This is a genomic window from Paenisporosarcina sp. TG20 (assembly GCF_000286315.1).
Taxonomy (GTDB): domain Bacteria; phylum Bacillota; class Bacilli; order Bacillales_A; family Planococcaceae; genus Paenisporosarcina.
Map to the genome: position 1 here is coordinate 1 of NZ_ALJG01000359.1, position 26660 is coordinate 26660.

Annotated in this window: 23 protein-coding genes and 1 tRNA gene; 2 read left to right on the plus strand and 22 right to left on the minus strand. The window is 33.2% G+C overall.

Annotation, left to right across the window (positions count from 1 at the left end; all coding sequences use genetic code 11):
• The 16 genes from B371_RS0118880 to B371_RS0118955 all read right to left on the minus strand — a co-directional run.
• On the minus strand, positions 1-306 hold a 306-nt coding region (locus B371_RS0118880), incomplete at its 3' end, for a sigma factor (protein ID WP_019415887.1).
• Positions 307-512: 206 nt separating this feature from the next.
• Positions 513-1787 (minus strand): hypothetical protein, encoded by a 1275-nt coding sequence (locus B371_RS0118885; RefSeq protein WP_019415888.1) that lies wholly within the window; start codon positions 1785-1787, stop codon positions 513-515.
• Between the two features lie 103 nt (positions 1788-1890).
• Positions 1891-2955 (minus strand): glycosyltransferase, encoded by a 1065-nt coding sequence (locus B371_RS0118890; RefSeq protein ID WP_019415889.1) that lies wholly within the window; start codon positions 2953-2955, stop codon positions 1891-1893.
• Between the two features lie 106 nt (positions 2956-3061).
• Positions 3062-4333: an O-antigen translocase gene (locus tag B371_RS0118895; protein ID WP_019415890.1), complete on the minus strand. Its 1272-nt coding sequence runs from the start codon at positions 4331-4333 to the stop codon at positions 3062-3064.
• A 17-nt stretch (positions 4334-4350) separates the two neighbouring features.
• Positions 4351-5442 carry a DegT/DnrJ/EryC1/StrS aminotransferase family protein gene (locus B371_RS0118900; RefSeq protein ID WP_019415891.1) on the minus strand — a complete coding sequence of 364 codons (1092 nt, stop codon included), beginning with the start codon at positions 5440-5442 and terminating at the stop codon, positions 4351-4353.
• A 2-nt stretch (positions 5443-5444) separates the two neighbouring features.
• Entirely contained in the window at positions 5445-6431 is a 987-nt protein-coding gene (locus tag B371_RS0118905; protein ID WP_019415892.1) for a GNAT family N-acetyltransferase, read from the minus strand.
• A 6-nt stretch (positions 6432-6437) separates the two neighbouring features.
• The gene (locus B371_RS0118910; protein ID WP_019415893.1) at positions 6438-7103 is read right to left on the minus strand and encodes an acetyltransferase; all 666 of its coding nucleotides are present in this window, start codon (positions 7101-7103) and stop codon (positions 6438-6440) included.
• A complete protein-coding gene (locus B371_RS0118915; protein WP_019415894.1) occupies positions 7100-7537 on the minus strand; it encodes an FdtA/QdtA family cupin domain-containing protein in 438 nt (145 codons plus the stop codon). Before B371_RS0118915 ends, B371_RS0118910 begins: the two co-directional genes overlap by 4 nt.
• Positions 7527-8561, minus strand: a complete 1035-nt coding sequence (gene rfbB / locus B371_RS0118920) for a dTDP-glucose 4,6-dehydratase (RefSeq protein WP_026023135.1) — start codon at positions 8559-8561, stop codon at positions 7527-7529. The genes B371_RS0118915 and rfbB overlap by 11 nt, the downstream gene beginning before the upstream one ends.
• Positions 8558-9460 carry a glucose-1-phosphate thymidylyltransferase RfbA gene (gene rfbA / locus B371_RS0118925; protein ID WP_019415896.1) on the minus strand — a complete coding sequence of 301 codons (903 nt, stop codon included), beginning with the start codon at positions 9458-9460 and terminating at the stop codon, positions 8558-8560. Before rfbA ends, rfbB begins: the two co-directional genes overlap by 4 nt.
• A 76-nt stretch (positions 9461-9536) precedes the next feature.
• Positions 9537-10457 carry an NAD-dependent epimerase/dehydratase family protein gene (locus B371_RS0118930; protein WP_019415897.1) on the minus strand — a complete coding sequence of 307 codons (921 nt, stop codon included), beginning with the start codon at positions 10455-10457 and terminating at the stop codon, positions 9537-9539.
• A complete protein-coding gene (locus B371_RS0118935; protein WP_019415898.1) occupies positions 10454-11572 on the minus strand; it encodes a glycosyltransferase family 4 protein in 1119 nt (372 codons plus the stop codon). Before B371_RS0118935 ends, B371_RS0118930 begins: the two co-directional genes overlap by 4 nt.
• Complete coding sequence (locus tag B371_RS0118940) at positions 11569-12732, minus strand: O-antigen ligase (RefSeq protein WP_019415899.1); 1164 nt, start codon at positions 12730-12732, stop codon at positions 11569-11571. The genes B371_RS0118935 and B371_RS0118940 overlap by 4 nt, the downstream gene beginning before the upstream one ends.
• A gap of 110 nt (positions 12733-12842) precedes the next feature.
• Entirely contained in the window at positions 12843-13589 is a 747-nt protein-coding gene (locus B371_RS0118945; RefSeq protein ID WP_019415900.1) for a tyrosine-protein phosphatase, read from the minus strand.
• A gap of 12 nt (positions 13590-13601) precedes the next feature.
• The gene (locus B371_RS0118950; protein WP_019415901.1) at positions 13602-14915 is read right to left on the minus strand and encodes a polysaccharide biosynthesis tyrosine autokinase; all 1314 of its coding nucleotides are present in this window, start codon (positions 14913-14915) and stop codon (positions 13602-13604) included.
• A 5-nt stretch (positions 14916-14920) separates the two neighbouring features.
• Positions 14921-15457: a sugar transferase gene (locus B371_RS0118955; protein WP_237721561.1), complete on the minus strand. Its 537-nt coding sequence runs from the start codon at positions 15455-15457 to the stop codon at positions 14921-14923.
• On the opposite strand from B371_RS0118955, the gene B371_RS24195 reads away from it, so the two are divergent.
• Together B371_RS24195 and B371_RS0118960 are read left to right on the plus strand one after the other, a co-directional pair.
• Positions 15357-15620, plus strand: coding sequence for a hypothetical protein (locus B371_RS24195; protein ID WP_237721562.1), 264 nt, complete (start codon positions 15357-15359; stop codon positions 15618-15620). The genes B371_RS0118955 and B371_RS24195 overlap by 101 nt on opposite strands.
• Before the next feature lie 1394 nt (positions 15621-17014).
• Complete coding sequence (locus B371_RS0118960) at positions 17015-17875, plus strand: alpha/beta fold hydrolase (protein ID WP_019415903.1); 861 nt, start codon at positions 17015-17017, stop codon at positions 17873-17875.
• A gap of 288 nt (positions 17876-18163) precedes the next feature.
• Here the strand turns inward: B371_RS0118960 and B371_RS23635 are convergent.
• The 6 genes from B371_RS23635 to B371_RS23640 all read right to left on the minus strand — a co-directional run bounded on the left by B371_RS23635 (position 18164) and on the right by B371_RS23640 (position 26623).
• Positions 18164-18241: transfer RNA gene (locus tag B371_RS23635), tRNA-OTHER, on the minus strand.
• A gap of 300 nt (positions 18242-18541) precedes the next feature.
• Complete coding sequence (locus B371_RS0118965; protein WP_019415904.1) at positions 18542-21640, minus strand: type I restriction endonuclease subunit R; 3099 nt, start codon at positions 21638-21640, stop codon at positions 18542-18544.
• 1 nt (position 21641) lies between these two features.
• Complete coding sequence (locus tag B371_RS22555; protein WP_019415905.1) at positions 21642-22829, minus strand: restriction endonuclease subunit S; 1188 nt, start codon at positions 22827-22829, stop codon at positions 21642-21644.
• A complete protein-coding gene (locus B371_RS0118980; RefSeq protein WP_019415906.1) occupies positions 22819-24339 on the minus strand; it encodes a class I SAM-dependent DNA methyltransferase in 1521 nt (506 codons plus the stop codon). The genes B371_RS22555 and B371_RS0118980 overlap by 11 nt, the downstream gene beginning before the upstream one ends.
• 536 nt (positions 24340-24875) lie before the next feature.
• Entirely contained in the window at positions 24876-26468 is a 1593-nt protein-coding gene (locus B371_RS22560) for a hypothetical protein (RefSeq protein ID WP_192811916.1), read from the minus strand.
• Positions 26447-26623, minus strand: a complete 177-nt coding sequence (locus B371_RS23640; protein WP_019415908.1) for a hypothetical protein — start codon at positions 26621-26623, stop codon at positions 26447-26449. Before B371_RS23640 ends, B371_RS22560 begins: the two co-directional genes overlap by 22 nt.
• Positions 26624-26660: the final 37 nt, after the last annotated feature.

Below are 26660 nucleotides of genomic sequence, written 5' to 3' on the forward strand. Positions count from 1 at the left end.
AAAACTGCCGAAAGTCGGGTTAACTGGTTCAGTATTAGAGAAACGTTTCTGTTTTTTCAATTGATCTTGGCAATAGTTCATCATGATTCGGGTTAACCATGTTTTCATATAGGTTGGTTCTTTAACAGTATGAATTTTTTTATAAGCTCGATATGTAATTTCTTGTATAGCTTCAAGTGCATCATGCTCATTTTTCAAAAATGCTAAAGCAGTTCGATAAAGTGCTTCTTTTTGATTGTGCATAACAATTAAAAATGACCCATCATCACCTGCTATCGCTTGTTTAATGATTTCTATATCTTCCAAATTGACACCTCTTTTCATACTTGCTATTACATTAGACTTAGGACGAATCAAAAGGTTCATTAATAAATAAAAAAAACCTACTAATTTATCTTAGTAGGCAGGTTAGCTATTCACAAGTTGTATTTTTTCAGTTGCTTCCTTCATATTCAGACTTTGGAATACGCAAAGTTTATGAGCTAAATGTTGCACCTAATTTAACAGATTTGTTATTTTAATTTATATCTGTGTTTATGAATTGTATCTAAGGATATTGCTAACATTAAAGCATAATTAATAATGAATTTATCTCGATGTCTTAAAGCTGATCCTGCATTAGAGACACCCCATCCATAAAGAAATGCACTACTAACTGCTAACATGAGGAATACCAAAATAATATTTTTATTGTATCCGCTTATATAAGCTTTGATGCTTAAACTTATGGTAATTATATAAAACATTGAACTAAATAAAAATGCTATTATGTCATTTATACCTCTCCATTGAAAAGGGAGTGGAGAAGAAATAAAATAAACCATCCGTATTGGTGTATATACAACTAAATCTAAAATCGAATTAATTTGTCCATCTCCTACAACGTAAACTGAATCTCCTTCAGAATAGTTATTAACATTTGTATTGATACTATCGATTGAATCCTTCCCTTCAAAATATCCAAAAAACATATCATTATAAAAATAATTTACTAAATAGAATCCAATAATTATTAAAAACCCAATTATTAAGTTAAGCGTTTTTAATTTATATCTCTGATTTGTAGGACTATAAATTAATAATATTATTAGATAAACTAATGCATTAACTATTGCACCAGAATGAAGATAAGCAGCAATTAATACAAAGAAAAAAGAAAAAAACAAAGAATAAATGGAATTAAACTTCCACCACTTAATAAAGAAGTAAAGGGAAATAGTTAAAAATAAAATTAATAATGATTCTCTAAGCAATATTGAAGACATTATTATATAGTTTGGAATAAATGCAATTATAAATATTGTTAATTTTTTTATTTTATTGCCTATCTCAAGTAAATTCATAGATTTAATTAAATAAAAAATAACTGTAATACTAAAAATAATATTTAAATATTGTGCAATAAGTCTTTCTGGACCGAATACCTTATAAATATACCCTACTATTAATGGATATCCTGAAGTATCGCTATTAAAATCAGCAAATTGAATGGCCTTAGAATGAAAAGATTCAGAGTCGATTCCACTATTTGGAAATAAAAAATAATCTCTACCGTAAATGTCTATAAATAAAAAAATTAATCTTATGAAATATGAGATTAAAATTATAATAAAAATTTCTTTTTCTTCAAGTTTAAATGTATTTGCAATAATAAAAATGATTAATACAGAATTAATAGTAATTAATGTAAAAACGGCTAATTCAAGATTTCCTGAATATAATAAAAAATTTTTTATAAAATAAAAAATTATAGATTCTAAAATTAATATTAAATATAGAAATATCATTAATATCCTCCGTTTACAAATCTACAAATATTAGTAATGTCTTAGCTGCATACTATTGATCAAAGAAAATTTTTAACAATGTTTCTTAAACAATAATAAAAAATTATATGTTCCAAGCATTTAGGTACTTTTTAGCAATTTCAATATGATTATGATTTTTTTCAACAAATTTTCTTGATTTAATTCCCATTTCTTCTATTTCACTCTTATTTTCAATTATATGTTCTAACTGCTGAACAATTTGGAAAACATTTGGGGTTATATTAATTACTGGAGAAGTATTTAGACCTAATTCTTTAAGACATTCATCTTCATTACCACTTAAAACAATTTTTCCTTTTGCCATAGAATATAAAGCATTCATTGCATAAGAGTAAGATCTACATTGATCAATAATAATATGTGCTTTGTTGATCGTTTCTAAATATTCATTGAGAGGTAAGTACTCTGCACATATAATTTCTACATCATTTGGGTATTTATTTTTAATTATTTTCATAGCCTCAATAATATAGCTCGAACCCTTAGTGATTGGTCTATTGCTTGCATGATATATAATTATTTTCCCATTTACTTTATTTTGAATATATTCGATTTTTTTTGTATTAATTGGAAATGGAATCGTTTTAGAGATTTTATTTTTTAAATCACTTTTTCTATAAGCTGCTGCGTATTCATAAATTGTTGGTATTATTAAGTCCATTTTATTTAATATTTTTTTCTGTATTATTTTATGAATTAATGAATCATAAGGAAGTGATTTGTTATTTTTTATTTCATCATCAAAAGGTGAGTATTTATGCATTCCACCGTTTTTCACAAAATCACTTACATATATATCATCTCCACATGCTAAACAAACAATTTTCTTATTATTATTTATTATGTCTACATAGCTAAACAGTGTAGACTTTGGCTTTATATAAGGATTTATGAACTGTACTACATCATAACCTTTTAGGTTCTTTAAAATTTGTCTATTACTATAGTATTTCTTTATTTTCCCTGGAAAATTGCTATATTCTACTGAAATATCTGCATCCCTCTTTATATTCTTTTCCCCATCACCAGACGAAACAAGGAGAACACTTTGACCAAGTTCTTCAAGTCCTTCTTTTAAATTTGTATGCAATCCACTGAATTCACCTAAGAGAAGTATTTCAGACAATATTTACATCCTTTCTTCATATATAGAATGAATATTATTTATTTGCGAAGCAACAGCTCAGAATAGTGTTAAGAAAAGTAAACTATCTTTTAACATTATTTTTAAATCAATCAAATTCACCTGACTTGTTCTTCTTAATAAAAATAATGTGCTTAAACAACAAGACCATCGTCAAAAGGTAGAAGAAATAGTTTACTGCATAAGCATGTGTAACACCTTCTAGCCCGTTTATTTTCACAAAAAATATAGTAAGCAGATAAAATGATATTGAAAAAATAATCTCTGTTATTATAAAAGTCTTAGTCATGGCCTTGGAAATCATTAAGAAAGCTAGACTAAAGCTAGACATCTTTAAAAAATCACCGATTAGTTGAAATGCAAATAGTGATCTCATTGCACTGAATTCAAGTGTAAATAAATTTTCAATTATAAAATCCTTAAGTAAGTAAATACTAAATGATGAGATTAATATTAAAGGTAAAATAATTTTATAACCCACCAATATTTCTTTTCTTAAATCTTCATGTTTTTTTAATTCTGAAAGCCTTGGAAGATAATATGTTGAAAAAGCTGTTGTAAATATCATTAAATACATTGAAGAAACCAGCCAAACAGATTGCCAATAGCCTGCTTGTTCGATAGATAAATGTTTAATGACATAATTTCTTATTATGATTTGGGTAACTGAAACTGAAATAACAGAAACTATAGTCATTAATGAAAATGTTAATAGTTTACGGTAGTGTGACTTTCCTATATCAGTAATATAAATACGTGTAAAATCAATTTTTCTCCAAACTAATGGTACTGTTATGAAACATATAATTGATTGTACAATTACTAGAGACAATAGAGCTCCAAATATTCCATACATTACTGTTAAGAAGGATGTAATAATGAGTGACAATAGGCTATTAACTATATTTATTCCAATAAATAGCTTTATTTCTTTTAACCCATTAATTATTGAAAGTAATGTAGTATTAATACTGATTAAAATTAAAGTTATTGCTAAAAGTTTTATTATAAGATGGTATTCACTCGTTTTGAATATCCATAATGAAAAATTTGAGCTCCCTATAAAAGTTATAAGCCCTATTATCAGAGAGAATATTAAAGCGATTATCAACGCGGCACTGATTACTTCCTTTTTCTTTGTCTCCTCTTGTCCATATTCAGCAACATACTTCGTTATTCCAGTATTAATTGCTCCATTTCCAAATGTGATTACAATATTTAAAAAGTTTTGAAACTGCCCTATTAAAGCAATTCCAGAGGGGCCTATATACACCGCAATAATCTTATTAATAACTAACCATGATAAAAGTTTAATTATGGTAGAAACTCCAGAAAGCATAATAGTTTTAATTAAGTTCATAATTTAGTAACCAATATTTATCTAAAATGATTGACCACCTCTATTATTTTTTTTGTATCAACTTTAGACTGCACAGGAGAAAGAGGCAAACTTAATAATTCTTTATGCATTTGTTCTGATATAGGATACTTCTTACTATTCATTTCTTTATAAGCTTCCTGTAAATGGGGTGGTTTTGGATAATGAATAACAGTTTGGATGTCCTGGTTCGTAAGATATGATTGCAACCTGTCCCTTTCAGCTGTTCTAATTACAAATACATGCCATACATTTTCCAACATATGCTTTGATACAGATGGCAGAGTAATCAAAGGGTTATTTATTGAAGTAAGATACTCTTTTGCAATTTCTCTTCTTACTTGATTTTCTTTATCCAAATACTTTAATTTAACACGGAGAAAAGCTGCCTGCATTTCATCCAATCGATGATTATACCCTTTATAAATATTTTCGTATTTTTTATGAGAACCATAATTTCTAAGTGTGTAAATATCATTTGCTAGTTTTGAATCATTTGTTGTTACTGCTCCAGCATCTCCAAGAGCTCCAAGATTCTTTCCGGGATAAAAACTAAAACCTGCTGCATCTCCCAAACTTCCAGTTTTTCTGCCTTTATATATTGCTCCCTGTGCCTGAGCGGAGTCCTCTATCACTTTTAAGTGGTAACGATCAGCAATCTTCTGTATTGTATCTATATCAACAGATCTTCCGTAAAGATGAACTACTAGGATTGCTTTTGTATTTTTAGTTATGAATTTTTCGATTTGTGATGGATTTATGTTATACGTATTAAAGTTGGGTTCAACTAAAATTGGAGTTGCGCCTACTTCTGATATAGCGAGAATAGATGCAATATATGTGTTTGAAGGTACAATAATTTCATCTCCTGGACCGTATCCGTATGCTTTAAGTATTAATTTTAGTGCATCAAGTCCGTTACTAACTCCGATGCAATGTTTTACACCACAGTAATCTGCAAACTCTTGTTCAAACTCTTTGACTTCTTGTCCAAGAATATACCAACCACTATCTATTACTCTTGCTGCCGCTTCTTTTAATTCGTTTTCATATTGTGCATTTACTTTTTTGAGATTTAAAAAAGTAATCATGATTAATTTTCCTTTTTATTAAAAATGATATTTTTAACGTCATATTCAAACTGTTGATATAAAACACCCCTGCCACCAAAACCTTGTTTTTGAAATATCAATCCTTGATTTAAATAAAGACCTTGATCTTCGACAGAAGTTCCTAAATCAAAATATTTAATATCCTTATAGACATTATTTATTAAATGATCAAATAAAAAGTCTAATGCTGCTAATTTTTTTCCATTTTCATTTGAAGAAATGTATTGAACATGAGCTACATTTACCGAAATGTATATAACTACTCCAGCCAAACATTCTTCCTTTAAATAAACACAGTAGAGCTTTATGTTATCCGCGAAATTCACCTTTAATTTCATCATTTCTGATAGACTATGAACTGGAATAACCTTATGTGATTTCAATAAATTTTCTGTTAAAATAAACCAGAAATCTTCATAGGATGAATCAGTTTTAATTTCTAAATTATATTTCTTTGCTTTCCTAATATTTCTTCTTCTTAATGAACTAAAGTTTAACCTATCATCCCTATTAATCACTGATGAAATTCTACTGCTCACTAGCGTTGCACCCAGCCTAAATAACGCGTATTCATCTTCTTGTGCTGGAATGCTAGGATATATATGTGGAATAGCTTTATATATTACTTTCTTTATCTTTATATTTATTAAATATTCATTAATTATATTAAAGTAGATTAATACATCCTCGACTTTTGTATCATTTAGAGTAATCAATCCACCAAATGTTAGTCCGCTGTGAGTATAAAAAATCTCATTTTCAATATTTCCAGGCATTAAAGCAACTATTTGATCATTTCTTTTAATTATTAAAGAACAGTCATTAAAACGTTCTTTATGATAATGAAAATAATTTATTTTATGAAGAAAGGTTCCATTTTTAGATTTATCAACAAAATCGTCCCATTCAGATTGATATTTCATCTCGTATTGTATAACTGAAATTTCATCATTATAATTCAATGTCATGGTAGACTACATTCCTTTTATTTGATCACTATTTAGGTTTGATTTTTCAGCAAACTTTGCTTTATAAACACCTTTTTCTTCAGTATTTCTACTAATAAATGATCCTGCACCAATTAATGATTCGTCTGCAATTTCTATCCCATCTCGGAGTGAAGAGTTAACACCAATAAAACAATTATTACCAATAACAGTGTTACCACTAACAACAACATGGGAAGTTATAAAATTATTATGACCAATCTTTGAATGGTGACCGATATGATTCCCACTCCATAAAATATTATTTTCACCTATTTCAACAAATGGTTGGATTGTATTGTCCTCTAGAATAAAACAGTGTTCTCCCAGTTTTACATTTTCAAATAACGTGGCCATTGTGCTAATGTAACTTGCTAAGCGATATCCTTTTTTTCTTACTTCTTTTATTTTATTTTCTCTTATTTTATTCATTTGACTGTTAGCTATAGCTACAAATATATATACATCTTCCACTAAAAACCTAGTCTCTATATTTTCAAATTCGTAAACCGGAAGGCCACAAAATGTATCGATATCTACATACTTAGAATCAACAGTAAAAGCAACTACTTCAAATAGCGAATCATTGGTAAAATAATAATGGGCTAATTCAGCTGTTTTTCCAATTCCTAAGATAATTAATTTTTTATTCAAGTGACACTTCCTTTTCTATTCAATGAGGTATCGGTATCTATTAACTTATGACTTAAAAATTCTTGATAATCTCTTAAATAATCAGTCTTATTGTAATAGTCACTTGCGATAACTAATAAAACACAATCTTCCGAAAAGTCATGCATTTCATGCCAAATCATTTGATCTATAAAAATACTGATATGAGGTTGATCTAAGAGGTATAACTGTTTCTTTATCCCATCATCAAGAAGAACATTACATGAACCTTTTAAACAAACTAGGACTTGTTGTAACTCTTTATGAGCATGAAAACCTCTGGATAACTCTTTTTTTAATTCGTAAAGATAATAAACTCTTTTTATTGAAAATGGAACATTCTTATATTCCTCTAGTGAAACAAGATTGCCACGCTCATCGCCAATTACAGAAAAACTGTTTATGTTATTTTCCATTCACTTCAGCACCTTTATATTTTTCTACGTACCAGTTAATTGTTTTCTTAATACCTGTTTCAAATGTTTCTTTTGGTATAAAGTTTAAGTCGTTTTTTATCTTCGATGTATCTATTGCATACCTAAAATCATGCCCTGACCGATCGGCAACGAAGCCTATTAAATTTTTATAGCTCTTCTCTTTTGGTATTATTTCGTCAAGATATTTGCAAATGATATTGGCTATTTCTACATTTGTCTTTTCGTTATTTCCACCAACCAAGTAAGTTTCACCTAACTTTCCATGATGAAACACCATGTCTATTGCTAGACAGTGATCTTCTACAAATAACCAATCTCGAACATTATTACCTTTACCATAGATGGGGATTTCTTTATTTGTTAACGCTTTTCTAATAATAGTTGGTATTAGTTTTTCGTCATGCTGCATAGGACCGTAATTATTGGAACAATTTGTAGTAACTACATTTAGCCCAAATGTATGATGAAAACTACGTACTAACATATCTGAACTTGCTTTACTCGCACTATACGGACTGTTTGGAGCATAGGGGGTTTCTTCCGTAAAGTAACCAGTTTCCCCTAAAGTACCAAACACTTCGTCAGTAGAGATGTGATGGAATCGTGCATTTATGAATTCTTCTTTATATGAATATGGTTTATCTAGCCACAAGTTACGAGCGGCTTCTAATAAATTAAACGTACCTATTATGTTTGTTTCCACAAAAATTTCGGGACTCTTAATTGAGTTATCTACATGTGATTCTGCTGCAAAATGAATAATATCTGTAAAATGGTATTTCGCAAAAATTACATCCAAACTTTCTCTATCTCTAATATCGATATATTCAAATATATAATTCGGATTTTTCTCTATCGACTCTAAATTACTTGGATTAGCAGCATAAGTAACAGAATCAGCATTTACTAGTACATAGTCGGGGTATTTACCAAGAAAGTATTTAATGAAATTTGACCCAATAAACCCTAATCCACCGGTAATTAAAATTGTTTTTCTGTTCATTTCACACCAACCAAATTCCAATTGTTTATTAGTCCTTCATTTGCAATATCTTCTAAATATTGTCCATATTCATTTTTAAGTATCGGTTGAGCAAGATCTAATAACTGGGTCTTATCTATATAGCCCATCCTAAATGCAATTTCTTCTAAACAGGCTACTTTAAACCCTTGTCTTTTTTCTACAGTTTCAATAAATAGAGATGCTTCCATGAGGGAATCATGAGTGCCTGTATCTAACCAAGCAAATCCTCTTCCTAATAACTCTACTTTTAATTGATTTCTATTTAAATATTCTTGATTAATATCAGTTATTTCCAATTCTCCTCTTAAAGAGGGTTTTATACTTTTTGCTATATCCACAACATTTTTATCATAGAAATATAAACCAGTTATCGCAAAATCAGACTTTGGATTAAGTGGTTTTTCTTCAACAGTAATAACATTTAAATTCTGATCAAATTCAATAACCCCAAATCTTCTAGGATCTTTTACTTTATAACCAAATACCTTGGCTCCCTCAATAAGAGATGCAGCTATTCGGAGCAGATGTGGGAACCCTGGACCAAAAAAGATATTATCACCTAAAATTAATGCTACATTGTCTTCACCAATGAAATTTTCACCGATAATAAAGGCTTCTGCTAAGCCATTTGGATGTTCTTGGACTGCATATTCAATCCTGATTCCTAGAACACTTCCGTTTCCTAATAATTCCTCAAATTTTGGAAGATCTACGGGTGTAGATATAATTAGTATTTCTTTGATTCCCGCTAGCATTAAAACAGATAATGGATAATAAATCATTGGTTTATCATAAACAGGCAGTAATTGTTTAGAAGTTACTTTAGTAATTGGATAAAGCCTTGAGCCACTACCGCCAGCTAAAATAATCCCCTTCAAAAAAACACCCCTTAATACTAAATTTATAAAGAATTTTATTCTTATATACAACCACGTACAAGTATCCATGGAAACTCTATAATTTGGTTAATTGGTGAAAAGTAGATATTGTCTCTTTTAAACCTTCTTGCAACGAATGTGATGCTTGCCAATTAAGCTCTTTTGACGCTTTTTCATTACCTAAAACACTTTTTTCAATTTCACCTATTCTCATTGGATATTTTTGAGGTTTACTTGTAATACCTGCTAGTAAAGAAGTTGTTGAAAAGAGTTCATCAATTGTCGTTTCTGAATTTGAGCTAATATTAAATATGCCGCTTTTCGAACTTTCAATGGCTGTCCTGCATGCTTTCGCTACGTCTTTTACATACACAAAATCTCGTGTTTGCTGACCACCATAAATAACTAACTTTTCACGATTAAGCAATTGGTTAATAAAAATAGAAACGACACCAGCTTCTCCAAGTGGATTTTGACGTGGTCCATAGACATTCGAAAAACGTAAAATGCAAGTGCTTAAACCATATAAACTTTCATATAGTTGTACATACCGCTCGCCTGACCATTTTGATAGTGAGTAAAATGAAAGAGGATTGAGTGGGAATTTTTCATCGACTGGCAGTGTGTCGGGATTTCCATAAACAGCAGCTGACGAAGCCATTACAAATTTTTTAATACGATAGATTCTTGCATACTCCAATAATCTTAGTGTTCCTATAACATTTGTCACCCCATCAGAAATAGGATCTTCAATTGATTTCATCACTGAAGCTTGTGCAGCTAGGTGAATTACATGATCAGGTTTTTCTACTTCAAAAACATGTTTCAAACTATCATCATTAATATCTAATGTATAATTTTTACAAATAGATAATATGTTTTCACTTTTTCCAGTACTAAGATTGTCGATAACGACAACTTCATAGTTATTCGCTAAACACTCTTCAACCACATGTGAACCAATAAATCCTGCACCACCTGTAATTAGTACTTTCAACTATGCTTCCCCTTTTCAGGTTGATTTTGTAGTACTTTTTCATATACTTGCATCGTTTGAACATACATCCTTTCAAATGTAAATTTCTCATTGTATAACAACTTACTCCGAGTGCCCATGGCTTCTCTTAAAGAAACGTCGGTTAGTAGATTCTTTAGCTGATGAAGTAGTGATGCTTCATCCCCCTTCGGAATTAAAAATCCATTACCCGAGTTGCTTACTGCTTCTTTTACGCCTCCGACATCCGTAGCTATAATAGGCAATCCAGCCTGCATCGCTTCCAAAATACATAAAGGCAACCCTTCATAATCCGATATCAAAACGAAAATTTCCGCTTTACTTAATGGGATCTCAATTGACTTCATAGCACCATAAAAAATGACGCGATCGTGTAAGTGGTTTGCATTGACGTATTCTTGGGTTTTTTCTAACTGTCCACCATCCCCTACAAATGATAAAAACCATGGCAGGTGGATTAATTTTTCGCATGCCTTTATTAAACTTAGTTGCCGTTTTGGCACATCAAACCTGGCCACCATTAGAATGTTTATTTGTGATTCATCTCTTGGTTCAATTTGATTTACTTGCTTAAGAAGTAGAACACCGTTATGTACTGTTTTAATTTTATGAGGTGGCAAAACATGTTTGGATATAGCTAAGTTCCGATCATAATCAGATACAGTAATCACTTGGTTAGTTATTTTTCCAATTATTTTTTCAATAATTACATAGAGCTTTCTTTTTTTTACAGAAACTCCTTCTGTAAATGCCCATCCATGTGCAGTAAAAACGGTCGGAATACGTAGTGACCATGCGGCAATTCGTCCAATTAATCCAGCTTTCGAAGAATGAGTGGCTACAATATCAGGCTTTTCTATTTTTAATAATTTACGAACTTCAAAGATGGCTCGTACATCGTAAAACGGATGGAGTTCCCTTTTGAGCGATGGACATTGGTAATACGACACATTTACATGTTTATGAACACATGTCCCTGCTCCGGTGATGATGCTCACTTCACACCCACTTGCAGCCAAATGATTGGCTAAATCACGCACATGAATTTGAGCTCCACCAATTGTGTCCATTCTAGTAATTACTTGTGCAACCTTCATCCGTCATCTCCTCTTTGTCGTGGTGCACACCAAGCAAGTGCTAATACTAACCAAAAATGTCTCCAATGAAGCGTATCAATGAAGAAACTATTGAATGAAAGGCCTACCAGGGATGCACAAATTACTAAGAAATATGCAGCAGAGTCATCTATTGATTGTTTATATGATTGAAAGGCTTTATTCATGCTGATGAATAGGATAAAGACAAATAATAAAATACTCAAAATTCCATTTTCAGTTAAGATCCGTGCATACAAACTATGTGGTGACATTTGAAACGTATATTCAGATTGTCCTGGACCAATTCCAAATGGATTTCGTAAGCCTGTCAATAATGCTATTTTTTGTGTGTCAAATCTTGACTCATCATACCCTTGCAATTTAAGTCTTGATTGAAATAATCTCTCTACAAGTTGGCTTTGTGCTAGCCAAATCAAAACAGGAATGCACAATACGCCTAAAGTGACAGTAGTTTTAAATTTTCTTTGTAGCACTTCTTTTTTGGTAAATAAGAAATAAATGAAAAAAGATAAGAACCAGTTTCCCCATGCCGCTCTAGAAAAACTAACTAAAATAGCTGTCAATAAAATAAGTAAAGTAATGGTATAGATTGTTTTCTTGAATTTTGATACTTGTTCCTTTTCAAACAAACTGAGTGCATATAGTGAGGGCAAGACGAGAAATGGGCCGAATACGTTTGGGTCTTTAAAAAAAGCCTTGGCTCGTCCATACATCAAAAACGTATCGCTATTTGGAATGAAATGAAAAAAAGCAAATAGTCCAATTAAAGCTGAAATCACTGCTGATATTAGGTAGCCATTCATGACCACCCGTAACAGAGGGGTTTTTAACTTTTGACCAATACCCACTAATACAAACCATGAAATAATTAAGTAAATCGTAATGGTTAAATAATAAATTGATAAAATCATATTTACAGCAAATAGTAATGAAACAAATTGGAAGATTAAAAACATCATCATGACAATGACTGGGATAAACACGTTTTGTGTAAAGCTCGTTAGAAAAAAGAATAATGAGCTACATACAACCAATAACATTAAAAAATCATATGGCGAAGGCTCAATTAAAACAAACGAGCTACTGAGCATCATGAAAAATAATAAGTGAAATATCCATATTGGTAATCGCTCAGTCATGATAAATCTCCTCCGGCTTATGAAACTACATACTCTATTAAAAAAATCCTTAACTAACTTTTATCAAAGTAATTTATCAATTTCTTAGAATTGCAAAACTACAACCAGAACTACAACTTCCCTATTAATGGCACCCACGGTTGAAACTCGGTCCCGTTAATAACATGGATCGCATTCTCTTGAAAATAGCTAACCACCTTTTTTCCGAGTTTTTGTTGAATGACATGGTAAGCTTGCTTAATTAAAAATGGCCGTTTAAGAACGTCGTGTGCATCTGAGGCAATAAAATGAACGACTTGATGCTGACATAACTTCAATACAAATTTTTGTAAGTCTCTCCCGTTTGCTCCTGTCACACTAGCAGCCGTTACTTGAACGAGGGCTCCTTTAGTTACCAAGTCAAATAATTTTTTGGGATGTCTACGTATTTCGGTATTCTTTTCTGCATGAGCGATGATTGGAATATATCCTTTCAGCTGTAGTTCATAAAAAATTGATTCTGTAAAATGAGGAATATGGTAAGTAGGAAATTCAATTAACACATATTTTTTACTATCTCCTAATGTCAAAATACTTGAAGTTAATTCATCAATTAACTCCCCATGAAGATGCACCTCCATCCCCGGTATTATAGTTACCTGAATCTCCCTGTCTTCAAGTAATGCATTTAATATCTGAATAGAGTTTTTGATTTCCTCAATATCTTGATCAAAAACCCCATTGCGATGGTGAGGTGTGGTTACAATATGGGTTACTCCATTTTGAGCTGCGTTTTGAATGAGAATAACCGCTTCTAATTCAGTGGTCGGTCCATCGTCAAATCCAGGTAAAATATGATTGTGTATATCAACTAGCAAATTGTTCACCCCTTAATAGTAGTAAGAATTAGAATGAATTATCCCTTTGGACTTATTAATGATTGTTCCGATTAGTGGTGCTTGTACCTGTTTTAACTGTTCAATCGAATGGATTGACCGTTCCAGTTTAGAAGACTCTGCATTTACCACAAACAAACATCCATCTACAATTGCCGATACATGTAGTGTGTCAGCAACAAGTAGTGGGGGGGTGTTAATTATTATTACTTCGAACTGACTTTTCAACTCTTCTAACAGCTGTGCAAATCTTGCAGAAGATAATAATTCTGTAGGATTTGGAGGAACCGGACCTGAGCTAATAAAGGAAAGGTTGGGCACTTCAGTAGATTGAATAATTTCTTGTATATCATTGTTCAACCCTGCTACATATGAAGTGACTCCTATACGTTTTGGTAATTGAAATAGTTTACGTCCAGTTGCTCTACGTAAATCCGCATCAACATAGACGGTTTTTTTTTGATCTAGTGCAAATATAATACTCAAGTTTGCACTGACATACGATTTGCCATCTCCAGGCTCCGCACTTGTCACCAGAAGTGTCTTTGCATGTTTTTTTGAGAACACGTACAATAAATTTGCACGAATGGAGCGAAATATTTCAGTCATGACATCATGAGAAGTGAGTTCTGAAATTAGTTCCCCTTCACCATAAGGAATCACGCCAATGACTGGTAATCCAAGTGCTTTTTCAGCCTTTTCAGGTGAGTCCACAATGGTAAAAAACATTTCTTGGATAAGGACAAATAGATAACTAACTAAAAATCCAACAATTGCGGAAATGATAAAGTATAGAGCAGTGATTGGCTTTACTGATTTGGTATCTTGTCCAACAATTGCTTGGCTTAAAATATGAACATTTTCTAAATTCATAAGCGTTTTTATTTCATCTTGAAATGTAATTGCCAATGTATTAACCAATTGAGTCGCCTTTTCGGGTGTTCTTTCTTCAGCCAAAATGGTTAAAATCTGTGAGTTTACATTTGATTGAACTTTTACTTTGCCATTCAATTCTTCTCTTTCATATGTTTCTTTAAGGGAGTCATTTACTTTATTTAAGATCCTATTACTTGTCATTAAATATTTATATGTTTCAATGAGGCGCAAATTCGCATCAATTTCTCCACTAGAGACGACATTTGCAGTCGTAAAATTTACAAGGATATCTGTTTTTGCTTCAAACTTTTGAGGAATTGCAAAACTTGCAAATCCCCCTATTAATGTAATGTATAAAGTGACTAGTAAAATTATTTTTTTTTTCTTCTTAATCAAGTAAATTAAATCACGGATATCCAATGTACGATTCATTAATTTTAGTAGGCCCCCTTACCATTACAAATCATCACAATTGTGAGTATGAGAATTTTCATATCTAATCGAAATGAACAGTTTTCAACGTAATATAGGTCATGATCAATTTTTTGACCATGACAACTATCAGATCGTCCATTAACTTGTGCCCAACCTGTCAAACCTGGCTTCGCATAAAGACGATTCATTTGCTTTTCACTATAGTGTTCTGTAATTTCTGGTATTTCAGGTCGTGGCCCTATCAAACTCATTTCTCCTTTTAACACATTAAAGAGTTGTGGGAGTTCGTCTAGGCTAGTTTTCCTTAAAATCGCACCAATTTTTGTAATTTCTATATTATGTGAAGATTTAAATAAAAAGTCGTCTGGTACACCTTCAGTCCAAACATATGTAGTTTTAACTGAATTTTTTTTAATTTTATTCATTGTTCTAAACTTAATGATTTGGAATGGATGGTTTAATAATCCTGTCCTCGTTTGTGTAAACAAGATTGGTGTACCTGAAAATACATATAGGGCCAAAGCGATGAACGGAAACAAAGGTACTAGTATAAGTAGTAAGATTAAAGAAACACATACATCGAAACATCGTTTACCAAACTGTTTGTATACAAATGCATCAATTGGCACATGTAATAATGAACGAATTCTTTCCAGTTTCTATCCTCCTTCACAACATAATCAAATCTACAAAGCTACTTGATTATATTCAGCCATATCCATAATCAGAACTACTTTTGAACTACTCATTTCAAAGGAGAATCAAAATAAAATTTCAAACTTAGAATCATTAGTAAATTTTGACCACAAAAAAAACCGGACAAAGTACGCCCGGCCCTTAAAAAGATAGCCTTCTATTTAGATCTAGTGATTTCCGTTGCAGGCGGACGCTTTCCACGGGCGAGCAACCGAGCCTCCTCGTCGCAAGCTCCTGCGGGGTCTCGTCTATCTCGCTTTTCCCGTTGGAGTCGCCGCCTTCCACTACAATCATTCACCTTTTAAAAATCAATAGTTATAACAATATTGTTATAAAATGATAGTACCCACACCTATATTTATATATAACTGAACAAAATTCACTTCCACCGCAAGGAAACTTACACTTTCTAAACCTGGGGCTCACCTTCACATTCATTGAATTAGCTAAAGTTTCTCCCAATAAATAAGCTTTAGAATGTTAGTCTCCATATGTTTATAACACCATGAACACTGAGTGCTTGGCGCATCAATTTTATATACTTTCTAATATTATAAGAAAAACCGGAAAAAAAATTGCTCGGTCCTTTATGAAGGTAAAATTAATTTAAGTAGCAGTTAAAAGAGATTTCACAGTATGAACTTTGGTTTCGGATTACTTTTGAACGCATTTTTTCGATTAAGAGATTAAAGTCGAGGTAAACTATAGTAATTAGATATAGTAAAGAAGAATAGGTAGTATTTCCTTTTACGAATACGGGAGATACAAAAGTGACCTGTTTTAGATAATCGTTTTAAGATCTAAGGATCTAAATATGCTGATACTATAAAATAACTCCTTTTTTGAAGGTGATGAGGGGTATTAACTAATTTTGAAAGAACACAGCGTATAAAAAACCATTAAAAATAATTCTAGAAAATGAAGTTGAAGTGATGTTTATTGTAATTTCGAAGCAACAATTTATAAAGAGGAAAAGTGGGTGAGTGCACGTATTTTTAGAAGAACATGAAGATTATGTATTTACGAAAACGACGAATTTAAATCCAATTTATGCCGAGAATATTATAGTATAATGTAAATGTTTGTCTGTTTAAGATTGAGAGCTAGGATTCTAGTTACAACGATTAATGGAGTCCTAATTACCAAAACGGAGGAAGCATATAAACAGGCAGATGAAGATAAAACCATATATAATAGGAATTCAACTAAATTATTAAGATTTAGGTGAGTGAAAGCAATAGGCATCCTGTTTTGTATCGATTCCCGTTATGATAGGATCATGAAGAATGGAAGTTCCATTAAAAATAAAGTCACTGAAACATGTATATAAGTGATTGGAAAAAGACTAATCGCTCTTTTTAGAAAACTCTAAGAGACATACATACGGAGGAAAAGTAAAAATGCAAAACCTTGAAATAACAACGCAGGAAGGCACAGTTAATTACTATGAATACGGGGATAATAGAAATCCTACAATTGTTTTCCTCGGACTTGCAGGAAATGGTTTCTATAGTTTTGCAGAGCTGGTTCCTCATCTGAAAGAGAAATTCCACTTAATTATTCTGGACAGTCCTGGCCATGGAAAAACGTCTGCCTTTTCTAAAGAAGACGACTATCTGTTTTCAAATGTTGCAACATGGATTCATCATGTAGTAGGAAAAATCGTTCAAGGCCCTTTTTACATTTTGGGTCATTCCTGGGTAGCGGATGCCGCCTTGCATTTCACTCGATTTTTTCCTGAGGATGTGTTGGGACTGATTTTGCTTGATGGAGGTTTTACTTTTCCACAAAACCAGTCAGAGATGACGTTTGATTATGCCTATTCCGGTTGGAATGATTATATGGAGAAGTCGGTGTTTCCTGATGAGAGTGAAATTTTCCAGGAATATCAGACGTATACAAACCAATGGGATTACCGCAAAGAACAGTATGTTGCTTCTCTCTTCAATAAGAGGCAAGATGGAAAATATGAACTAGTAGTCTCGAAGTTTACCGTACTAGCCATCATTAAAGCATTTTTTAAAGAACCTTTCGTAGAAGCCTATCCGTTCATCAAGGTGCCGACGCTCTTGATTCATGCAAAGCATCCAGAGAACTTGGATGTGGCAAGAGCCAAAGGCGCTCTTCAGCTAAGGAAAAACATTGAAGATATATCAATAAAAGCTGTGAAAGACTCATCCCATATGATCCATTGGGATGAACCTGAAGTAACGGCACTAATAATTGCCAATTGGTTAATTGAAAAAATAAAACTTTACTAATTTTAAAAATGTGATAAAAATACGTCGTACCCACTGTTACCTCCTTTATGAAGCAGTGGCCATTTTAAAAGAAGTTCTAGTACGGTAGGGCATACTGATGTCAAAACAACACGTTACCTAAAAAAACCAAGGATGGTACTATTGAGAAATTTCAAAGCTATTTGATGATATAGTATGATTCCTGACTAGGTTTAATTGAAACTATATGACATCAAAAACACGCCTTTCGATTTTCATCGAAAGACGTGCCTGATTGAATATATTATCCACCTACATGAATTATGTAAATGGAGACGGCGGGAATCGAACCCGCGTCCAGAAACTCCAACACTTAAGCTTCTACGCGTGTATCTTGCCTATTAGATTTCGCGCAGCATTATGCCGAGGCTTAGTCCCACTTAGGTTTTAGCCACTTCCATACTCATTTATTTGACGGTTTTATTCGCTAGGGAGTATTACATATTTACGAACTTGGTTCAAAGACCTTCTGATTATAGTATATATCATATGGTTGGAGAATGAAGAGAATCCTCAAAATAAGGACTCTCTTTTTTGAGAGATGTGATATTAAGTCAATCCCAGTATTTTTTCATGCATTATTGTTTTCTTACGAAGCACAATAATAAAAAACTGTATGATTATGTTTGCTGTTGAGGGTTAATTATATTAGACATTTAGTTCAAATTCCATTTGTGCCATCAACTCTGCTTGCTTAACCACGGTCTCCACTGCATCTTTCTGTAAATCAGGTGGATAGCCGTATTTTTTCAGCAATTTACGAACAGTCACACGCATTTTCGCTCTTGCTGATTCACGTAGATTCCAATCGATACTCATATTCTCTTTAATAGATTTTGTGAGCTCATGTGCAATGAGTTTAAGTGTATCGTCTCCTAATACTTGTTCAGCAGTTTCGTGCGATGATAGGGCATCGTAGAAAGCAATTTCTTCTTTAATTAGTCCCGCTTTCTCACCACTTTTATAAGCTTCATCCATCTCCTTAGCCAATGCAATGAGTTCCTCAATGACTTTTGATGTTTCGATAGCACGCTTATTGTATTTGTTGAGTGCCCCTTCAAGCATTTCGGAAAACTTACGTGCCTTGATTAAATTCGTTCGTTGGACCGACTTTACTTTGCCATTTAATAAGCGGTTTAACAGCTCAACAGCTAAGTTTTTATATGGCATTGCCCTTACATCTTCTAAAAACTGGTCCGATAATATTGAAATATCTGGATTATCTAAACCGAGTGATTCATAAATATCAATGACCTCTTCTGAAATGATTGATTTGGAAATCAATTGATTAATACTGGCTTCCATTTGGGCATTTGTTTTCTTCTTACTGCCATCACCAATGCTTTTTACAAGGCTGGCTTTTACCGCCTTGAAGAAACCAATTTCAGCGTTTATCTCCTGTGCTTCCTCTGTAGTTGCACATAATGCAAATGCCTTTGATAGTTCAGTTACGGTGTTAATAAATCGACGTTTTTCATCCTCACCAAGACCTAGAACAAAATCCATTGTGGAAATAATAGCATTCATTCTCTTCGTTGATTTCTCAGACAAATAGCCACTGTAATCATGCCCATATAACATTTCGGTGAGCACTTCATATTTTTCTAACAGTATGTCTACAACAATCGATGTATCTATACCCGCTGTATCTTTATCGCTCTCTGTATACTGATGTAATGCTTCTTTTAAGCTCTCTGCAATCCCAATGTAGTCTACGATTAATCCACCAGGTTTGTCTTTGAACACACGGTTCACACGAGCAATCGCTTGCATCAAATTATGCCCTTTCATCGGCTTATCGATATACATTGTATTCATTGCAGGGACATCAAAACCTGTCAGCCACATATCACGCACGATAACAATTTTTAAAGAGTCATCATTATCTTTCATACGCTTAGATAAATATTCACGTCGCTTTTTATTACCAATGAATGGTTGCCAATCTGACGGGTCACTAGATGCCCCTGTCATTACGATTTTTATGATACCTTTATCGTCATCATCCGAGTGCCAATGTGGACGCAACTTCTTGATTTCCTTGTATAAATCAATTGCAATACGACGTGACATCACGACAACCATCGACTTTCCGAACATCGCATCTTGTCGTTCTTCATAATGCTTCACTATGTCATCGGCTAAACGACTGACCCTTGATTCCGCCCCAGCAACTGCCTCTAAACGAGACCATTTCGACTTCATCTTCTCTTTCACTGTTTGCTCTTGGTCTTCCGTTATTTCCTCGTACTCATCATCAATACGTAAGTCACTAGGTAAATCGAGCGGAATGATACGACTTTCATAAAATATTTTAACGGTTGAACCATCTTCTACTGCTTGTGTCATATCATAAATATCAATGTAATCACCAAATACAGCTGGCGTGTTTTTATCCGTTGCTTCAACAGGTGTTCCCGTAAACCCAACAAATGAAGCATTTGGCAATGCATCACGAACATATTTCGCAAACCCGTACTTCGTTTCTACATCATTTCCACGAATTGTTGCTCCAAATCCATATTGTGAACGGTGAGCTTCATCCACCATTACTATTACATTGGTACGGCTTGTTAAACAAGGCATTAAACCTGTTTCTTCATCTGGAGAAAACTTCTGCAATGTAGTAAAAATAATACCACCAGACTCAACAGATAGTAGCTGTCTCAACTCATCTCGGCTATTTGCTTGATTCGGTGTTTGACGTAAAATACCATCTGAAATCGAAAATGTATTAAAAAGCTGGTCATCTAAATCGTTGCGGTCTGTTAAAACGACAATCGTTGGATTATTCATTGACTGAATAAGCTTACCTGCATAAAACACCATCGACAAGCTCTTGCCGGAACCTTGGGTATGCCATACAACACCAATTTTATGGTCTCCTTGTACAGCGACCTTCGCTTTTTCCACGGCTTTATTCACTGCATGAAATTGATGATACGCCGCTAAAATCTTATACGTATTCTCTCCATCGGTTTGAAACAAAATAAAGTTACGTAAAATGTCCATGAACCGCTTTGGCTCTAACATTCCTTTTAACAATACTTCTAATTGTGATAAAGACGTAGGAGCCAATTCTAAGCCATCAATTGTTCGCCACTTCATGAAACGTTCTTCATTGGCTGTTAATGAACCAACGCGAGCATTAACCCCATCACTCGTGATTAAAAAGGCATTATATCGGAACAAAGAAGGAATGGTTTGCTTATACGTTTGAAGCTGATTATAGCCTTCTGAAATGCCTGTTGCCTCATTTGTTGCATTTTTTAGTTCAATGACTACTAATGGTAATCCATTCACAAAAACAAGAATATCAGGACGCTTATTTTGATTTCCTTCTATAATAGTAAACTGATTAACTGCCACAAAATCATTATTGTGTGAATTTTCAAAATCATAAAGCCAAACTTTGACCGTTGGATTGTGACCATCTGTACCTTGCAGCTCAATATCCAATCCGTCAGTCACCATCTTATGAAACTTTTCATTATTCACAACTAAACTTGGTGATTCATTAGCTTCAACTTTTTGTACTGCTATATTAATTGCTTCAAGAGGTACTTGTGGGTTAATACGACAAAGTGAATAACGTAAACGCTCCGTTAACACCACATCTTGATAGCTGTCACGCTCAGGGCTATACCCTTCATGTGCAATATCAGGTCCAGCCAAGATGGAATAATCCATCTCTGCTAACCATTCAAGCGTCGCTTCCTCTAAATCTGACTCCAAATATTTAAACATATCAATCCACCATACTTTCGTCTGGGATATCGATTTCTCCAGAGAGGAGTTTTGGGATAAGAGTATCACGAATTTGCATCAAATTTTTATTTTGTTGCTGACTAGCCCAAACCCAATTATTTTGAGTTTCAATAATATTAGTTAACTCTTTTAATTCTTTTTCCTTAGGTAATAGAATTTTAATTGATAAAATATCATTTGGCTTAATAGATGGGTATGTACTCGTACTTTGTTCAGCTACGGCTTGTAGATTTCTTTCAATATCTTCTTGGGTAAGCCATAAATAAATCAAATCATTTGAATACTTACCTTTACTACCTAGGACTACAAAACCCGTTGATGCTACCATGTTTTCAAGTGGCTCTTTTATTATTCCATGATGTTGTTGATTAGGTCTAACTGTAGAATATACAATATCATTCGGTTGTATTTTTCTTTTTGCCCTACTTGGAATTTTATCATTTTCAATATTTAGGTTTTGTATATTATCAATACAATTTCTAGTTATATTACCTGTATCAAGATAGTTCAAATGTGACCACTTATCTTGCTTTGATAAAGTTTTCTTATTGGACGCGCACATTTCTCCTATTGTAACTAATTTCCACCCCTCAGGTATCTCCCCTAACTCACTCTCCACCATCTTGCCACCACTTGATTTATAAGGTAGCCCTTCCTCATTCGGAAATTCAAAATCAATAAACCACAATTTGAACAGTGTTTGAGATATTTCTTCAAGTAATTCAATTATCTTTAAATTAGATTGATTTTTTTCATCAAGTTTTCTTAATAAATATCCGATTTTTCTTTGTTTATCTTCAGATAAAACTTTTATTGAAATAGAGTTTAGAATTGATTGGTTAACTAAAGGTTGAGCTGAACCGGAAGCTAATTCGTTCAATCTTAATGATTTTAAAATATAATAAAGATAGTATGAATCCACATTTTCATTGGGCACAACACCAATAGTATTATCAGAAATCCATGCTGAATTATCTAGATAATGTACCGAACCACAATTTGCTCCAACCCTACCAATAACAATAGACTCTTTAGTTAATATGTAATCATCACTGTAGCCAATTAAACCATTGGCACCAAATAATTCATATTTACCCGACTTTTTCTTAACTGTTTTTTTCCCGTTTTTCAATAATGCAAGGTCTTTTAGCGTTGCTTTAAAACTCATACCCAATCCCCCCTAAAACTTGGCGGATTTGTTCTTCTAGCTCTTTTGATTTCGAAAATTGTTCGGAAAGTTCTGTTGTTAGTCGTATCATTCTCTCTTCTAATGGCTCGATATCTTTTTCTACTTCTCCCAATCCAACATAGCGACCAGGCGTTAATATATAGTCATTATTACGAACTTCTTCTAAAGATGCCGCCTTACAGAAACCTTGTATATCTTCATATGTTTCATCTGAAGTACCACGCCATGTATGAAATGCTTTTGTAATCTTTTCAATATCAGCATCCGCGAATTCTTTATGCGTACGGTCAGCCATAAAACCAAGTTTACGTGCATCAATAAATAGAATTTCACCATTACGAGAGCGTTTACCTGTTTTTGATTTATTTTTTGATACGAACCAAATACAAACAGGAATTTGTGTTGAGTAGAAAAATTGCCCCGGAAGCGTCACTATACACTCTACCAACTCATTTTCAATTAAGTTTTTACGGATTTCCCCCTCACCTGATGTATTAGATGACATCGAACCGTTTGCTAAAACAAAACCTGCTGTACCTGCCGGTGCAAGTTTTGAAACCATATGCTGAATCCATGCATAGTTCGCATTACTAGTTGGTGGTGTACCATATTGCCAACGTACATCTCCAGATAACTTATCTCCACCCCAATCTTTGATATTAAAAGGTGGATTTGCCATGATAAAGTCTGCTTTTAATCCTTTATGTAAATCACTATGAAATGTATCTGCATTATGAGTCCCAATATTGCTATCAATCCCACGAATCGCTAAATTCATTTTACATAGCTTCCATGTTGTCGGATTTGATTCTTGTCCATAAACAGCAATATCTCCAAGCTTTCCTTGATGTTCTTCCACAAATTTCTCACTTTGTACGAACATTCCACCTGAACCACAACAAGGGTCATAAATACGCCCTTTATATGGTTCAAGCATCTCGACTAATAAACTCACAACAGACGACGGCGTATAGAATTCCCCACCATTCTTCCCTTCAGCACTTGCAAATTTGCTTAAAAAATACTCATAAACTCTGCCTAATATATCTTTTGAACGACTATCTTCATCTCCAACTTTAAAAGAAAATAAATCAATCGTTTCACCAAGACGCACTTTATCTAATGCTTGACGTGCATAATCTTTTGGTAGAACCCCTTGCAACGATGGATTTTCCTTTTCAATCGCAATCATTGCTTTATCAATCAATTGCCCAATATCTGGTTTTTTTGCATTATCTTTTATATATGACCAACGAGCTTCTTTTGGAACCCAGAAAATATTTTCCGCTAAATATTCATCTGCATCTTCGGAGTCTGACCATTCGTCTGCCTCTAACTCAGCATGTTTCTCCTCAAAAGAATCTGAGACATATTTTAAAAACAGTAATCCTAATACTACATTTTTATATTCACCTGAATCCATCGACCCACGTAGCTTATCTGCCATACTCCATAATTTTTCTTCAAATCCTAAATTTGCTGTTGCCATCAATTAAACCTCCAAAAATTATACATTACAAGTTAATTATAGTATTAAAACGAATCACTAAACAGATGCAATACACTTCTTTTATGTGCATTTTCCGAAAACCATGAACAAAGTATGAGCATAACACGTTTTTCAGACAAAACAAAAAGAGAAAAACCTTTATTGTTAGGTGAGAATTACATCATGCAGCCCATGACTTTGCTGATGCATTTACTCAGGAATATCTGCCACTACCGCTTCAGTAGTAAAGAACAGTGCTGCTACAGATGTTACGAACGTACGTTATCACTGGGTTTTAATCCTATAGACTACTTCTTGTATTCACCTATCTAAATTATTGCATTAATAAAATCAATATATTATTAGGTTTATTCAAAAACAATCAACTTCTACGAAATTCTTCGAATCGCATGGACTGTATGAAGTATTGTGTGAGTTGACCTACTATGTATCGTACACATAGAAAGAGCCTACAAAAATGTGGAAATATAGCCCCCTCATACCTTTAATATGGAACATGTCCCCCTAATGCAATATCAAGAGATATATATCCCCGAATCCATTAATAACCTATGGTGCATCAAGGCTTCATTTAATATACTATCAACCTCGCTGAGTCTATAATATGGTATCCTTAATAATTTAATATCGTTGTCCATACAGAATTTATCCTTTACCTTATCACGAATTTGAAGTTCATTATATGCCTTTTCTCCGCCAAATGATTCAATAGGTTTAAAGTGCTGTTCTCCATCATACTCAATTAACACTGATAACTCACCATTCTTTAATACCCCAAAGTCAAATGGAAGTACTCTGTTGAGTCTACATTCATTAATTCTATACTGAGAGATAAAGCTAATATTATTAGACTCTAAGAATCTTCTTATAGCTGTCTCTCCCTTGCTCTCGTTGCATTTTGGGCATCGTCTTCCAGTGCTGACGAATTTGTGTGGAGTTGTCTTCCAAACGTGACCACAAGTCTCATGTCTCATCTTAATTTTATTATGAGCACCCTTGTATTGTTCCACAGGAGTATACTCATCTCCTACTAACATCGCAATGTTTTCAATGAATTGCTCATGAGTTTTCATTTGAGATAGCGTAGAGCAGAATTTGCAATTCCTTGTCAATATTGCTATTGGAGACTTTACAAACTCATTCCCACATATATTATGTCTCACAAGAATACCTTTTTTGCTGCCTGTATATTCTCCTATTACAGTATAATTATCTCCAAATAATATACGCAACTGTTCTTTAAAGTCATCCGCTGTCTTCATTCTACTTTCTGCACTTTGTATTCGCATGCATCTAGGACACCTTGTATGCTCTTTACCTGTAAACTTCATAGGGGCAACTGGAAACTCATCTCCACAAGTATTGTGTCTCATCATAATCTTTTCAATTGAATTAATATATAGTCCTAAGACCTCGTACTCATTCCCAACTAATTCAAAAACTTCATCTACAAACTGCTCATGAGTCTTTAACATGTTACCTGCACACTTTGGACATCTATGACCACTTAAGAAACCCGAAGGTATCGATTCCCATTCATGACTACATACATTATGTCTAGTAAGAACAGTCTCATTTGTAACCCTGAAATCTCCCAGAACAGTATATTCATCTCCTACTAACTCGTGAATCTCTTCTCTATACATTTTTGGAGTTCTTTGAATTCCTCTTTGACATTTAGGACATCTTTTACCACTTTTAAAATTTGATGGACTAACAGGATACTCAAAGCCACATTCATTATGCTTCATCAATATGTGTTCATGATTACTTAAGTACTCACCTAAGACTGAGTATTCACTTCCTACTATATCAAGCACATCATCTATGTATTTCTCTGTCGTGTGTCGTTGTTTATCTGCAGATTCTTTGTTGGAACATAACTTACATCGTTGACCAGTTAAGAAGTTGCTCGGTTGCATTTCAAATACTCTTCCACACTCATTATGCTTAAACTCAATCTTCTTCTTGCTTGTAGTGTAGTTCCCTAATACGGAGAATTCATCTCCAACTTTTTCAAAGACCTCTCCCACAAACTGTTCATGAGACTTTGTCTGTTTTCTCTTTCCCTCCGCTCGTGAGCAATCTATGCATCTTCTGCCCCCCAAAACTTATTGGGAGAAACCTGATACTCAAGACCACATTCATTATGCCTCATTAATAACTTTTCACCTGTATTTATGTAATCACCAATAACTGTATATTCGTTGCCAACTTTATTAAAAACTTCTCCCACAAATTGTTCTTGTGTTTTCTTTCGCACCATATTTTCCCCTACTTACTTAATATTTTTCTGTAAA